The sequence below is a fragment of the Pantoea sp. JZ2 genome, from assembly GCF_035191405.1.
In the GTDB taxonomy this organism is placed as follows: domain Bacteria; phylum Pseudomonadota; class Gammaproteobacteria; order Enterobacterales; family Enterobacteriaceae; genus Pantoea; species Pantoea stewartii.
On the sequence record NZ_CP045247.1, the window covers coordinates 2,515,790 to 2,530,310 of the forward strand.

At 51.1% G+C, this 14,521-nt stretch carries 14 protein-coding genes and 1 pseudogene; 7 read left to right on the plus strand and 8 right to left on the minus strand.

Annotation, left to right across the window (positions count from 1 at the left end):
• Positions 1 to 4: 4 nt before the first annotated feature.
• The 4 genes from GC087_RS12055 to GC087_RS12070 all read right to left on the minus strand — a co-directional run bounded on the left by GC087_RS12055 (position 5) and on the right by GC087_RS12070 (position 4,468).
• On the minus strand, positions 5 to 928 hold the full coding sequence (locus GC087_RS12055) for a TIM barrel protein (RefSeq protein ID WP_262959066.1): 924 nt from the start codon (positions 926 to 928) through the stop codon (positions 5 to 7).
• Positions 929 to 1,140: 212 nt separating this feature from the next.
• Positions 1,141 to 2,163, minus strand: a complete 1,023-nt coding sequence (locus tag GC087_RS12060) for a LacI family DNA-binding transcriptional regulator (RefSeq protein ID WP_262959065.1) — start codon at positions 2,161 to 2,163, stop codon at positions 1,141 to 1,143.
• A gap of 304 nt (positions 2,164 to 2,467) precedes the next feature.
• Positions 2,468 to 2,923, minus strand: coding sequence for a hypothetical protein (locus GC087_RS12065; RefSeq protein WP_039340368.1), 456 nt, complete (start codon positions 2,921 to 2,923; stop codon positions 2,468 to 2,470).
• Positions 2,924 to 3,556: 633 nt separating this feature from the next.
• Positions 3,557 to 4,468 (minus strand): LysR family transcriptional regulator, encoded by a 912-nt coding sequence (locus GC087_RS12070; RefSeq protein ID WP_262959064.1) that lies wholly within the window; start codon positions 4,466 to 4,468, stop codon positions 3,557 to 3,559.
• 116 nt (positions 4,469 to 4,584) lie between these two features.
• On the opposite strand from GC087_RS12070, the gene GC087_RS12075 reads away from it, so the two are divergent.
• A complete protein-coding gene (locus GC087_RS12075; protein WP_262959063.1) occupies positions 4,585 to 5,466 on the plus strand; it encodes an MBL fold metallo-hydrolase in 882 nt (293 codons plus the stop codon).
• 12 nt (positions 5,467 to 5,478) lie between these two features.
• Positions 5,479 to 6,456, plus strand: coding sequence for an alpha/beta hydrolase (locus GC087_RS12080; RefSeq protein ID WP_262959062.1), 978 nt, complete (start codon positions 5,479 to 5,481; stop codon positions 6,454 to 6,456).
• Between the two features lie 167 nt (positions 6,457 to 6,623).
• On the opposite strand, the gene GC087_RS12085 is transcribed toward GC087_RS12080, so the two are convergent.
• Positions 6,624 to 7,157 (minus strand): GNAT family N-acetyltransferase, encoded by a 534-nt coding sequence (locus GC087_RS12085; RefSeq protein WP_054633783.1) that lies wholly within the window; start codon positions 7,155 to 7,157, stop codon positions 6,624 to 6,626.
• A gap of 291 nt (positions 7,158 to 7,448) precedes the next feature.
• Entirely contained in the window at positions 7,449 to 7,829 is a 381-nt protein-coding gene (locus tag GC087_RS12090; RefSeq protein WP_033741436.1) for a winged helix-turn-helix transcriptional regulator, read from the minus strand.
• A gap of 99 nt (positions 7,830 to 7,928) precedes the next feature.
• On the opposite strand from GC087_RS12090, the gene GC087_RS12095 reads away from it, so the two are divergent.
• Positions 7,929 to 8,660 carry an SDR family NAD(P)-dependent oxidoreductase gene (locus tag GC087_RS12095; RefSeq protein ID WP_262959061.1) on the plus strand — a complete coding sequence of 244 codons (732 nt, stop codon included), beginning with the start codon at positions 7,929 to 7,931 and terminating at the stop codon, positions 8,658 to 8,660.
• Between the two features lie 343 nt (positions 8,661 to 9,003).
• The gene (locus tag GC087_RS12100) at positions 9,004 to 9,300 is read left to right on the plus strand and encodes an NIPSNAP family protein (protein WP_054687746.1); all 297 of its coding nucleotides are present in this window, start codon (positions 9,004 to 9,006) and stop codon (positions 9,298 to 9,300) included.
• 187 nt (positions 9,301 to 9,487) lie between these two features.
• On the opposite strand, the gene GC087_RS12105 is transcribed toward GC087_RS12100, so the two are convergent.
• Positions 9,488 to 9,874 carry a nuclear transport factor 2 family protein gene (locus tag GC087_RS12105; protein WP_262959176.1) on the minus strand — a complete coding sequence of 129 codons (387 nt, stop codon included), beginning with the start codon at positions 9,872 to 9,874 and terminating at the stop codon, positions 9,488 to 9,490.
• 99 nt (positions 9,875 to 9,973) lie between these two features.
• Between GC087_RS12105 and GC087_RS12110 the strand changes: the two are divergent.
• Positions 9,974 to 10,207: pseudogene (locus tag GC087_RS12110) on the plus strand (AraC family transcriptional regulator); the annotation flags it as partial.
• Positions 10,208 to 10,282: 75 nt separating this feature from the next.
• A complete protein-coding gene (locus tag GC087_RS12115) occupies positions 10,283 to 10,744 on the plus strand; it encodes a helix-turn-helix domain-containing protein (RefSeq protein WP_233255757.1) in 462 nt (153 codons plus the stop codon).
• A 169-nt stretch (positions 10,745 to 10,913) separates the two neighbouring features.
• Here the strand turns inward: GC087_RS12115 and GC087_RS12120 are convergent, their stop codons facing one another.
• Positions 10,914 to 12,575, minus strand: a complete 1,662-nt coding sequence (locus tag GC087_RS12120; RefSeq protein WP_324028440.1) for a methyl-accepting chemotaxis protein — start codon at positions 12,573 to 12,575, stop codon at positions 10,914 to 10,916.
• 722 nt (positions 12,576 to 13,297) lie between these two features.
• Here GC087_RS12120 and GC087_RS12125 point away from each other — a divergent pair.
• A complete protein-coding gene (locus GC087_RS12125) occupies positions 13,298 to 14,515 on the plus strand; it encodes a pectate lyase family protein (RefSeq protein WP_058708157.1) in 1,218 nt (405 codons plus the stop codon).
• The last annotated feature ends 6 nt before the right edge of the window (positions 14,516 to 14,521 follow it).

A 14,521-nucleotide genomic window follows, 5' to 3' on the forward strand; every position in this document is an offset into this window, starting at 1 on the left:
CTCCTCAGAAACCGACGGAATGCAGATAATGCAGACTGGCCGTAACATCACGCAGGCTTGTATCCGCATCACGCGGATCTCTTTCCTGTTCAATGGTTATCCAGCCCTTGTAACGACGCTGGCGCAGAAATGCATGAACGTCCGGATAGTGGATGGCACCACTGCCAAGAGGACACATGACGCCCTGGGCGCAGGCGGTGAAAAAATCCAGCCCTTCTTTAACTGCCTGGCGCCAGACAGCCTCGTTAACATCCTTGAAGTGCAGGTAATCGATTCTGTCCCAGTAACGTTCCAGCGCAGCCACCGGCGCCATGCCAGCGTAATACAGATGGCCGGTATCCAGGCAAAGCCCGGCTACGGTATGGGGAATATCGTGGACCAGCTTTTCCAGTTCATCGGCAAACTCAATGCAGCCACCAGCATGGGGATGAATGACCGGCCTGACACCGTACACTTTCCAGGCAATCTCACTCAGAATGGTGATATGTCTTATCATCGTCTGCCAGTCACTGGGATTGAGCCGCGGGGCCTTTTCTGACTGACCGGCTGTGGCGGCACGTTCAGGATCACCAAAGTCGATGATGACAAGATAAGGTGGCGATGTCCCCTCATTGACAGCGTCAGCCTGCCGGGTAACGGCGCTCAGGTTGTGGCAGATCTTATGGGTCAGATCGATCATTGCCGGGAAGTTTTCTTCACTGACTAAATCGTCGAAAAGGGTGCCGGCAATAACAGACAGCTGATGTTCCTCAAGTGCAGACGTCAGGGCTTCGGGCTCAACAGGCAAGTATCCCCATGGTCCCAGCTCCAGGCTTTTGTATCCCGCGAGCGCGGCCTCTTTTAGCACGCTCTGCCAGGGGGGAAGAAACGGGTTTTTCGGGTCGTCCACTCCCCAGCTACAGGGTGCAGTCGCGATGGAAATGGTCATGGTTTTTCTCCGGATGCGGCAACACAGGTAAGCACTGACATGCAGGCGACAAATGCCTGACTCAGTGCGCGCAGTATTGCGCCGGTTTTTTGATACCAGCAACCCTCCGTCGTGGATTATTTGATAGAGATCATGATTTTTTTAACTCATATTTTTGATAGATTTACATCAAATTCAGACAGCGCAACCCTCTGCGTGATACGTCGTGAGAGTCAGATATTTTCCCGGGTAACCAGATCGAAGGGAACGGTAACAGATAGAGGATTGCGGTCGGTTTCCTGATATCTGCGGATAAAAACAGAGACGATCGTCTCAGCCACAACATCGATACGGTGGCGCATCATCACATCAACATGCCCCGCGATAAGCGCCATTTCATCGCCGATGAACGGGCCATGGCAGAGAATTTTTATATCATGTCGCGCGCTTTCACAGACCGCCTTGATTACGCCCTCTATGCCACCGCACGGCGCATAAATCATGGTCACACTGGGATGGTTTTTGAGCAGTTGGCTGGCAGCCAGATAGCCCCCACTGATGCTTTCCCTCGTCTGTAACGGCTCAAGCACCACCGCATCTTGTCTGTTCTCGCGCAGGTACGAACGGAAGCTTATTTCACAGCTTTCCTGGCAGTTGAAACGGTGATCGCCGAGCAGCACACCAATAACACTGTCTTTTTCCATCATGCGCTCAGCAAACCATCCCGCTGTGCGCCCTGCTTTCAGATTATCGAGACCGATATAGCCCGCCTGACCACAGGGAGAAAGATCGGAAAACAAAGTGAAAATTTGCACGCCTGAAGCGGATAGTTGCTTAATGGTGTGCCGTATAAGAGGATGATCGAGCGCAACTACTCCAATGATATCGACGCGTTTTGCCAAGGCTTCAAGAGACGACACGACTTTCTCCACATCATGTATATCAGCCCACACAAACGCCGGCTCTGTCGCCAGTTTTCCGTCTGCATACCGGCGGATTTCCTCTGACAGCACCTGGTAAAACGAATAATCACTGGGCAGCAGAATAAACCCGGTGCGCACCGCGCTTTTAACCGCCGTGGCTTCTGGCGTCATCACCTTACGCAGATCTTCCCGGTAACCGAGCGCTTCCGCTGCGCGCAGAACACGGTCCCGGGTTTCCTGCTTCACTGACGCTCTGTTATTTAGAACACGATCAACGGTAGCCACCCCGACACCCGCCGCTCTGGCAACCGCTGACATGGATATTTTTTTCATTACACAGCCCGAGATGATAGATTTCTATCATCTTAAACACAAAAAGTGTGCAGCAGCAAAATACTTCTGCTGCTTTACGGCGTTTTTTACAGGATGACGCATTGGCAGAAAGTGACCGCCGCATGACAGCAGGCAATGAAAAAGTGGATGTAGGTTATTCAGCAGAATGCGTGATTAACATTCCAGTCCGTGCGGTTTCATACACCAGTCCCGGCAGGCAGCATTACCCCAGAAAAACACCCTAAGTTTTCCCCTGTGTATTAGTGGCGGTCCTGTGTTTTAGCCGGGAAATGTGTGAAAAGTTTCAAACACCACAAAGCTCGTGAGCACGTAATTTCCATTCCTCAACCTGAGTGGGGTGGTCAAAAGAGTAATAGACGTTAGCGTTCTCAGGCAGGATATTATGCAGTGCCTGCATGCAGTTGGCCTCACAGGGTCGCAATTCAATATAGGCAGCCGTGATGGGTATGACATCATCGCTGGAAAAGCGCTCAATGCGTTCTATCGCAGCAACGAGTGCAGCCATTTCGCCATGCAGCCTTACCCAGTTATTAGTATAGATTCCTGGTGGCACGCTTACCTGCATCCGACTGTTTCCGAACGCATAACGAATATTACCCCGTAGCCGGTACTCGACTACTGCACAGCAGGACTCAGGACCGAAACCAGGCTGTTTCACTAAATTCTTTTTGTTCTCCAGCGTGCGCCTGACAATCGGATAACCGGATCTAAGGGTGTATTCAGTTTTTATCAGTTGCATCAGCGCTTCCTTTACTTGACCATTGTTAATCAATGATATGGGGTTCCGGCGCAAAACTCCATAAGAACAGGACTCTCAGGGGCTGGAAAATTAAGGTCTGCTTAATCATAACCAGAGGGACTGAGTGATGACAGCCGAGCCCTGCTTTTGCCTTACGGCTTCACCAGCTAGCCGCTGCTCTGCATCTGGTTCATATCTGTGGTTCAGATTCAGCCAGTTCTTTATCGTTCGGCTCTGTAAGTATTACGTCTGTAAGGGAAAACCTAATGATGATTTACCATTATGATCAGGAAAATCCATGGCTGTGTCTGAAGAGGTATGTTTCGGCCTGAAATCCTGCACAGGCCAGTCCGGTTAAATCGTAAGGTCCGGTTTGCGCTGTGAGTTCAACGGGTCGATGAAACGCGCTCCTTTATCAGGGGGGCGTTGTGTAAACATCCGCCTTATAACTGATCGCGCTAAATACCAGGTTCATGAACGACGTAGGGCACAAGGTAAAACTGTTCTATTGCTTTATAAGTCATGCCTGATCTTTGCATCACTCGCTGAGAGGAAGCATTTTCAGGAGCGGCAACAGTCACTAAACACGTTACCTCAGCAGCAAAACACTACCAGTCAGCGTCAACCATTGCCTCAGGAGCGTCCTGTCATACCTGTTTCTGAAAACTGTTCCCTGACCCAGTCCGCAAATAATCGTATACGGGGAGCCAGTTGGCGGTTCTCCGGCCAGGCAATATGAACCGGGAGTTCATCAACCTGCCAGTCATCAAACAGCCTGATGAGGTCCCCCTTTCTCAGCGCGTCTGCCACCAGAAACTCATAGGTCGTTACGATGCCCAGGCCCGCGCGCGCCGCACTGAATGCCGCGTAAGCGTCGTTGACGGATATCTGAAACGGACCGCTAAGCGGAAACGATTCGCTGGCTTTCATCAGTTGATGCTCAAAACGTCTGCCACTCTGTGGGGAACGCACCTGAATATGATGAAAGTGCACTAACTGCGTGGGATGGGAGGGTTTACCCTGTCTTTTAAGGTATGCGGGCGCGGCGCATACCACCATGGGCAGTGCTCCCAGAGAGCGGGCAACAAGCGAGTCATCGTGAAGTCGTCCTATGCGTATCGCGCAATCAAACTGATTTTCAATGAGATCGCTGGTTCGGTTGCCCACGCTCGTGATGATCTGTAAATCCGGGTAGCGGTCCATGAAATCCCCCAACCTCGGAATAATCAGGCAGTATGCCAGCGCGCCCGGCATGTCTACCCTGAGCTGGCCACGCCACGTTCCAGCCGCTCCCGAAACGCTGCTGTCCAGTTTTTCCGCCTGGATAAGTAATGCCTGCGCGCCCTTGTGGTAAACCTCACCCTGTTCCGTGAGGCTTAGCCGTCGTGAAGAACGATGTAAGAGTTTTACACCCAGCTCGTTTTCAAGGGCCTGAATCTGCCGTGTCACCGTTGACTTGGGTAACCCGAGACTTTCCGCAGCACGGGTGAAGGCTCCGGTTTCAACGACCTGTAGAAAGCTGCGTATCGCAGAAAATTTATCCATGCCCCGCCTTATTGTTGCTGTATCTGCAATTTAAGTTTGCCTGGCGCCCGATTGTTCATTACGCCCACAACCCTGAATATAAGGCCATCCAGTCCATTCCCCCAACGGAAAAGCACATGAGCAAGCTGTTAAGCTGGCACGTCGCCGGTGCAAAAATCACAAAGATTCCAGAGCAACAGAGCAACGGCATTCCCGTGTTGTCTCTGTTTCCACAGTGGGATCGTCAGTCAGCCTTGCGTTTTGCTGAACACATTCAACGTCATGATCTGGATTTTACAGACGAGACCGTGTCGCTCAGCACACACAGCTGGCTGATTGAAAAAGACGGTAAGGTCATCATCCTCGACACCGCATCGGGTAACGGCAAAAAACGCCCTGGCAATGCAAAGTTTCATGAAATGAACAGCCACTGGCTGCATGCGCTGCGAGCGGCAGGCGTTGAGCCTGAGCAGGTGGATGCGGTCGTTTTAACGCACCTTCATGTCGATCACGTCGGCTGGAATACTGTCTTGAAGAAAGGTCAGTGGCGCCCCACTTTTCCGAACGCCCGCTACTACTTCTCCGCAGATGAATACCATTTTTATCAGAACCCACTTAATGTCATGCCGGAAAGCACAGGTGCAATGGATGACAGTGTGTATCCGGTCGTCGCTTCAGGGCAGGCCGTGTTTCTGGACAGCGCCGAGACAGAGGTCGTTGCCGGGCTGCAGATTCACAGAACACCGGGGCACAGCGTTGATCACCTGGCATTCAGTTTCTCAGACGGCGGTGAGACGGCCCTGTTCTGGGGTGACGTCGTGCACAGCCCGCTTCAGATATGCCTCCCCGAGTGGAACAGCCGCTACTGCGAATTTCCTGATACGGCAAAAAAATCCCGGACAGTGATGATGAATTTTGCTGCTCAGACCCGAGCGCTGGTTTTTACCTCTCACTTTCCGGACAGCTCGGCAGGACGGGTTCTCAATACAAACGGCCAGTTAACCTGGCAGCACGCCTGACAGCAGAATATCATGACAAACACACCACCGCTGTTCAGCGAAGCTTTCGCCATACCCTCCGATACCAGAGACATTTCATTGTGGCTGCGTCACAGGCGGCGCGCTGATACTACGGACTTTGATGCGGCACAGACGGTTCTGCTGATGCACGGCGCCACTTTCTCATCGGGAAGTCTGTTTGATACACCGCTTGAGGGGGAATCTTTCCTTGATTACCTTGCCGCAGCCGGTCTGGATGTCTGGGCAGTGGATGTGCGTGGATACGGCCGCGCATCGAGACTACCTTCTTTCTCTTTGCCTGCGCGGGAAAATCCGCCGTCAGCGCGTGCTGAAACCGCAGTAAGGGACTTAGGAAGTGCGGTTGATTACGTTCTTGCACATCATGGACTGACGCAGTTGAACCTCATCGGGATGTCATGGGGAGGAACGGTGGCGTCGCTTTACACCACACGGAATAGCGCTAACGTGCGGCGTCTGACGCTTATTGCGCCACAGTGGATTCAGGACGGTAAATACGCGCTGGATCCCGGCGGCGAAATGGGCGCATGGCGCGATATTGACATTGATGCAGTGGAATCACGCTGGCTTCAGGCCGCGCCAGACAATAAAAAGAACAGCCTTATTTGTCCCGGCGGATTTATGGAGTGGGCCCGGCAAACAGTGGATGAGGAACCCGATCCGGTTTTGAGAGCCCAGCGCAAAATCCGGGTTAGCACCGGTCCGATTCAGGATACACGGTGTTACTGGGCAAAAAATAAAGGCGTCTACGATCCCGCCGACATCCGCGTCCCCGTATTGCTCTTACATGGTGAATGGGATCGTGATGTACCTGTGAATGCAATCCAGGACTGGTTCCTGCGAGCGACAGGCACCCCCTGGAAGCGCTGGACAGAAATTGGTGAAGCCACACACATGATGGTGCTGGAGAAAAACCGACGTCAGGTGTTTGAGCTTACCCGCTATTTTATCAGTCAGGTTCTGGATATGTAATGAGGCCTGTATCACTCAAGCCTCATGTTCAGAAAAGTATCGTGCCAGACAACATTCGCTTCAGGCACAAAGCAACCTCTGAAACAGATTAAGGTCCGTCAGGTGCGAAAAGGGGAATTTCGCCCTGCCCGCTGTTGATACAAATAAAAAGCATTTCGGCTAACCTTTCAGCAAGCAGATATCAGAAGCTGACCGGCATTTTTCCAGCTGATTCTGAATACCGGGGCATGATCTGATGAAGGCATATCGGATAATGTTCTCTCCACAATGGTGCCCCCGAGGCGCTGATAAAAAGCTGTTGCCTGGGTGTTATCTTCAAACACCCACAAATAGAGCGGTGACTCATCATCCCTGCTCTTGACCCATTCGGCTGCGCGCCAGAGAAGTTGTTTTCCTACACCGTGACCACGTAGTGAAGAGCTTACATGCAGGCTGTCTATATAACAGCCCCACTGCGCGTCATAGTGGAGCTTAATACATATGAAGCCTTCAACCTTTCCATCATATTCAGCTACAAACACTGTTTCGCTTTCATTGCTCTGATTCAGAGCTGAGCGCCAGTGTGAAAGACGATCTTCCTGCGCCTGATTTTCAAGGAAATCCGCAGACATCACTTTCGTGTAGGTATCTCTCCATCCGGCGGTGTGCAGATGTGCTATTGCATCGGCATCACTGCGCTGAGCCTGTCTTAAGTGAATCACTGTTACCTCTCACAAACGCAATGGCGTTTCATGTTAGCAAAATCACATTCAGTCGAAAATCAGCTTACCCGGTTCAAACCATACATCACATCTTATGCAAGGATGAAAATGAATCTGGAAAACTCATGCTGACAGAGTGCTTACCTCATACGTAAATGTCCGCTTCTGATACAAAGCAGACATTCACATAAAGCATTTTCAGGAAACGTGGGGCTTCAGTAATCAACATGTTTTCGATGCTGGCCTGTAAAACTGAGCGCGCATCGCAACAGGATTCAACATTACGACTCTTCAGCAAATCTCTTCCGCCTGTCTGGTATCATACATCAACTGAGCCCGTTCCATTTCCGCTCCATGTTTTAGCGCCCATCCATACAGCGCACTGAATGGCTCCTGAAGCGTCTGTGCCAGCGGTGTAAGGCTGTACTCCACGCTCACTGGTGAAGTAGGCAGCACCTTTCGGAGCACCAATCCATTGCGCTCAAGCCGCTTCAGCGCATCAGACAATGCTTTGTGCGTAATACCCTCCAGCCGGCGACGGAGTTCGTTGAAGCGCACAGGTTCATTACAAAGCACAGTGAGAATTAAAATTGACCATTTATTGGTTATGTTCTCCAGAACCGGCCGCGTTTTCCCTATTTCTTTCAGGTCATTACAATCAGTTTGAGACATGGCGATATATTCCCCGATACCTGATATAAATAAAGTGCGTAATTGTTATTAAGTTTACAAATTATATCATCTGTTTTCCACCCTGAGAGGAGAGAGCAGATGAGTAGATTAGAGAATAAAGTTGCCCTGATACTCGGCGGTGCAAAAGGCATTGGTCTGGCTATCAGCCAGCGATTTGCCAGTGAAGGTGCCACAACCTGGCTGACCTCACGCCGTAATGAGGAGTTAGAAGCAGCCAGTCAGACCATAAAGGGCACTGCCAGGCCAGTCCGTGCTGACGTCAGCCAGATAAGTGAACTGACGCGAATAGTCGATTTAATCAAGACAGAATCCCGCCAGATAGATGTGCTGGTCATCAACGCCGGCATGGCAGAATACGCGACGATTGATGATGTCACGCCGACACATTTTGATGCTGTTTTTGGCCTGAATGTGCGCTCACCGCTTTTTGCTCTGCAGGCAGCCCTTCCTCTGATGAAGGAGGGAGCGAGCGTCGTTTTGATAGGTTCGGTTGCCGATGTGATTGGCACGCCGGGATATGGCGTATATGGTGCCAGTAAAGCAGCACTTCGTTCTTTTGCCCGCACATGGACACGTGAACTCTCCGCCCGTGGCATCCGCGTTAATGTTGTCGCCCCCGGCCCTGTCGATACGGAGATGATGCGTGCAGCCTCTGAAGAGCTACGAAATGAGATAATCCGCACCATTCCCTTATCAAGAATGGGCAAACCTGAAGAAATTGCCAGTGCCGTCCTGTTCCTTGCAAGTGATGAAAGCAGCTATATAGCCGGAGCAGAAATCTGTGTGGATGGTGGCATGACACAGGTATGAGGCATGGCGTTCAGTTTCACTAAGATCAGAGAAAAGCTGTACGAGAAACGAACCGGGCGACGACCCGGTTTTTCTTTAGCCAGAATGGCTGTGCTCAAATTCCCGTTTATTTGTATCGGTGTCCGGCAGGCGGTATGCTGCGGCTTATTGCGGCATTGGCGCGCTCGCCGTTAATGAATCCGACATCATTTCAGCAAGGCCCGCTTCTGGCACAAAGCGGACAGGCTGACTGAGCTGAAGATCCGCTATGCGCGAAAAGTGGTCTTTTGCTAATTTCTCAGAAATAGAATAGGTATGCTTTGACTTTGTTCTGTATGAAAGCCTTAACAGCAGGATTGAAAATATGAAACAGGTCAGAATTTATACACTCAAAGACAAACAGTCAGCAGAAATTTATTTTCACCGACACTGGCCCAGACATATGGCCTCTCTCCCAGCCTTTGGTATATATGTAAATCATGTTTATCTCGGGAAAGAATGTCAGGTCATTGCAACCGTTACCTATCAGGAGGATACCGAAATACAAGCTATAAATCAGAAATATATGGCCAGCAAGGAGTTCATGTCAGACATGGAAGGTTTCGATATGTCTTCAATCCTCCGGGTGGATGAAATCATTATTAAGGAAACACTTTTCTGACTTTGCGACTTTCTCAGCCAGCAGGAACATTCCTGTCGCAGTCACTTAAATTGATACACAGCAATTAACCGGCCGTTAAGGCGGGGTCATACAAAGCGCATTTGGCCTGTCCGCTTCTGGCACAAAGCGGACGCTAAAATCTCTTCCTTTGTCCGCTATAAGCGAGAAGCGGACATTTAAACCCCTGTTACCTGGTGCTACCCAGGTCCCGGTCACTTTCCAGACCTTTAAGCATAAGTGTGGCTTCTTCAATACGAACAAATAGCCCTGAATCATCTGTTTCAGCAAACATATAAACTTCCATCTCAACCTCTTCCCCATTGCGCTTAGTACACAATACACGATGTCTGGTAGCATAGAGATTGCCTTCACGAAGTTCGTCATGCACATCAATGTTGCCGAAAGAAATTATTTCGCGAAGTTTACGAGCATGATGAGCAAAGCTATCTAAACTTCCCCACTCATTATCAGTGCGCTGCCGATAACCGGGACTAAAGTGGCGATTAAGTATCTCTTCCAGGGGGATTTCCTGTTGGTTAATAATCTCATCCAATACGTTAGCAATAGAAATCATTTTCATGGTCAGTTCTCATCATAAGTTATCAGTACTCTACAATCGACCTGATGGCTTCGGTACGGTATAAAAGACAATAAATACCTCAAATAAGCCAATATGACCGACCCGTTAATTCCATTCTCCCGGGCTTTTTCTTCTGATGGACCCACTTTGATTGTCGCGGCCCGCCAGTCGGATGCAATAAGGGAAACACCACGTCACCATCACATTCGTGGACAGTTACTCGGCGCTGAGCATGGGCTGCTTACGATCGATGCGGAAGAGTGTCGCTGGGTCGTACCGGCAACGCATGCCGTGTGGATACCTCCAAATATTCCGCATGGTCTACGCTCGCACGGCCCATATTCAGGATGGAGTGTTTATATATCTGCTGCGGCCTGTGGCGCATTATCTGATAAGCCTGCTGTGCTCTCAGTTACAAATCTGCTACGCGAAGCGATAACACGAGCAGCCTCCTGGAAGGTTGCAGAGCTTAATGCGCCTCAAAAACGTTTATCTGACGTTATCCTTGATGAAATCGGTTCGCTTCCCAGCGTTAATCTTGGGTTGCCAATGCCGCAGGATATACGGCTCTTAAAAGTTGCTCAGGTGCTGTCTGAGAGTCCAGATGACGGTCGCACACTTGAAGAATGGGCATTCTGGGCGGGAGTATCGTCACGCACACTGACACGGCGTTTCAGATCCGAAACCGGTTTTAGCTTTAATGAATGGCGACAGCGCATACGGTTACTCAAAGCTCTTGAGCTTCTTGCCGCAGGCAAGCAAGTGACGACAGTTGCACTGGAACTTGGATATGACAACGTGAGTGCCTTTATCGCCATGTTTCGCAGGGTATTTGGCACCACTCCTGCACGATTCAGAATTTAAATATGCAGGCCCGCATTAAGCATCGGCTTCTGGCTCAAAGCAGACGGTGCTTCTGATAAAACGCACTAATAAACAGATTCAGGCTTTTATGCTGAAAAAGTTTCCTGCATAAAAAAGTAAAAGGGCCGGTGTCAGCCCTTAATTAAATGAAACGCTGTTAACGTAAAGATCAGAAACTCTGCCAGTTGTTTTCATCTGCTGCTGCAACGGCAGGACCTGAACGAAAAGACGATGGCGCGTGTGAAGAAGGTACCCCCTTGCTGCGGACCACCGCAGAGACGTGTGAAACCGGTTTAAGGGTGAAGTTATTGACCAACTGGTTCAGTGATGCGGCCTGCTCCATCAGCGAATTTGAGGCAGCCGAGGCTTCTTCAACCAGCGCGGCGTTCTGCTGAGTGACATCATCCATCTGGTTAACGGCCTGATGCACCTGGCTGATCCCCTGTGACTGCTCACTGGCGGCCACAGAGATTTCATCCACAAGATCGGTAACCTGCCTGACGGCATCATTCATGCGTGACATGTTACTGCCAACACCCTCAGCCTGTTCGGAGCCTGCCTGGACAAAACTCATAGACGATTCGATCAGCTCTTTAATTTCACGGGCTGAAGAGGATGACCGCTGTGCAAGATTACGGACTTCACCTGCCACCACGGCAAATCCGCGCCCCTGCTCCCCTGCCCGAGCCGCTTCAACAGCGGCGTTGAGGGCAAGAATATTGGTCTGGAAGGCAATACCTTCAATCAGCGCAATGATGTCAGTAATTTTTGCGGAACTGTCTTTGATATCGCCCATCGTCAACAGCAGTGTGCGGACACGGCCTGCGCTGTCTTCTGAAATGTCCTGTGCATTTTTGGCCAGCTGGCTGGCAAGCCGTGTGTTTTCTGCGGTCTGACGGACGGTTTCACTGAGTTCAGACATGCTTGCTGCTGTCTGCTCAAGCGATGCGGCCTGCTCCTCCGTGCGCGAAGACAGATCTTCGTTGCCGGCCGAAATCTGCGCCGATGCTGAACTGACAGACTGAGCCGACGCTTCAACCTTAGAAAGTGAGTCTGACACATTCTCAATCAGATGGTTAAAGGCGCTGGCGGTCAGGCCAATTTCATCCCGGCGACTCACATCTGCACGCAGCGTCAGGTCAAGGCGTTCACTGGCGGTTTCCATTACATGACGCATACCGTTCAGCTGACGTTTGATGCCCAAAATGGTTCTGAGGGCGAAGAATGCAAGAATGATAATAGCCATGGCAGAACCGCCGATGAGGCTCCACACTGTTACGTTATAAGTGTGATCATTTTCTTTGCGCAGCGCATTACCAATGTCTACGTTGAGTTTCAGCTGTTTCTGAAAACCGGCATTAAGCTGACGCGCAGCGGCACCAATGCCGTCGTTACCCTGAAGGGAGCCGAGTGAAGCCGCATCATTTTGTGCACGAGAGGCGACCAGAAAAGCCGGTAAAGTGTCCTCAACTTTTTTGATAACGGCAAACGAATTTTCCGTTAACTGACGGTCCTCATCGCTTGAAATATCATTCTTCAGATAATACTGATTGAGCGACTTAATCTGGCTAATCGCCCCCTCGATTTCCTTTTCCAGCACAGCCTGACGGCGCGGGTCTGTCGCACTCTGGTGGCGGTAAAGTGAGATGACAAGCGCATTACTGCTGTCGACCATTTTCCCGATGTCCAGAATGGACGGAACCGTATTTTCCTGAACATAGTTAAAGCGGGACTGAAAGCCGCTCGCCACCAGCACTGCAACGATAACCATTGTCACCAGGGCAGCAGAAAGGAGTGAAAAGGTAAAGAGTAGACGCTGTGTAATGGTCATGTTATTTCCTGCCATAAAGGGATTCTGATGACTGATGAATATCAGTACTAACTCAAACATTCAGACGATTTATCGGCGGGAGAAAAATATCATTTAATAAAAATGATCAGAGAATGACCTATTACTGTGACAGGTGATGAAAACAAAGTTGGGCCGGGGACATAAACAGCACGTTCAACATGGTTCAGATTCGGTGAGTAAAAGCCTGAGGCAGACATGACAAATGGCACTTTTCACACTACGCGAAGTATAAATTATATGACGCATATGTCTTTATGTTCGCTCCAGTTGTTGCGACAGGTTTAACCTTACATCGGCAGGATGGCGTCCTTATTTACAGTAGAAACTGTTGTATTTGCATCCACTTCTGGCAGGCAGCGGAACAGCGCGGTAACGGCGCAGTTTTCGGCTGACGCGATCAGCCCTGAGCGCGAGGTCTGATGCGCAGGGACATGTTTACGTTGCCTGTATGCCCATGATCGTCCTGTGACGCACCTGCGGGTCACGGCTGTACGTTCATTTCGACTTTCCTGTACGATGCGAGTGGCCTGGTGGGTTCGACAGGCTCTTCCCCCGCTCGACATCGATGCGGGCCCGGTATGTCAGCGCAACACGGCGTCGTTGAGAGGACAGGAATGAAAAGCCCGCACTGTCGCTTCAGGTTTTCAGTTCACACGCTCTGTAGACAGGCTGTTTTCCGCCCTTTTTACGGATTGTTCACGATGTTCCTCCTTGCGGTTCTTTGCCTGACGTCCGCGTTATCGCGCGCTGCAGATCTGCCGGACGGCTTTGCCAAAGGCGTGACGGGCGGTAGCGGTGGCGCGGTTGTTCATCCCATCCGCACTGATGATCTGGTGAAGGCGTTGTGCGCCACCTATGACCGACACGGAAACTGTACGGATGATCGTCCCCGGATCATCGCTCTGGATCATACCGTCGATTTTCGTGGAACGGTCATGGTCAACGGCAAAGCCACGACCACGGAAAGGGGTTGCATGGCAAATGCCTGCCCAGGAGGCGGTGGCCAATGGGCGCGCAACGGTGCCAACCAGTTTTGTCAGGGCAAAGCGCCGGTTTCGGTGACCTATGATAATGCCGGTTTAGACCGTCTTAAGGTGGGATCAAATAAGACGCTGATTGGTGTAGGGGCACATGCGGGGATTCAGGGCATCGGGCTTTACGTCGGTGGCGGCGTTCACAACGTGATTATCCGCAATCTGACACTGTCAGATATCAATCCGCAGCTGGTCTGGGGAGGGGATGCCCTTACCGTTGATAATGCGGAGGGTGTGTGGATTGATCACAATACTTTCGCCCGCATTGGCCGACAGATGATTGTCACGGGCTGGGGCTCCGCGTCCCATGTCACGCTTTCCGATAACGAATTTGACGGCAGAACACCCTATTCCGCGACCTGCGACGGCCACCATTACTGGGTCTGGCTGTTTCTGGGACACCATGACACATTAACGGTCGCGCGCAATTATGTTCATGATACCTCCGGGCGTGCCCCGCATGCCGGTGGGATGGGCAATGCTAGTGTCCTGGCGCAGCTGGTTAACAATGTCTTTGTCAATCTGACGTATCAGGGCGCGATAATGTCCAGAACACCCTCTTCGCGTCTGCTGGTGGAAGGTAACGCCTTTGAAAATGTGGCTCATCCGCTGTTTAACGACATCAGGCAGCCCGGTAATGCCTTCGCGCTTTTTGATACGAACGCCGCCGCTGGGGAAAACGCCTGTCTGAAAAATCTGGGCAGGCGCTGTGTCAGTAATCTGCAAACCCAGAGCGGCACCGACTATCGCCCACAAGATATCACGGTCCTGGAGGCTTTCAGATACGATCGTGCCTGGCTCGTCTCGCCTGTTTCCGCAGAGGTGGCCAGCGTCCAGGTGCCCCGTGAAGCTGGCGTGGGCCATATTCACAGTCCGGTGCGGTAAGTTTTT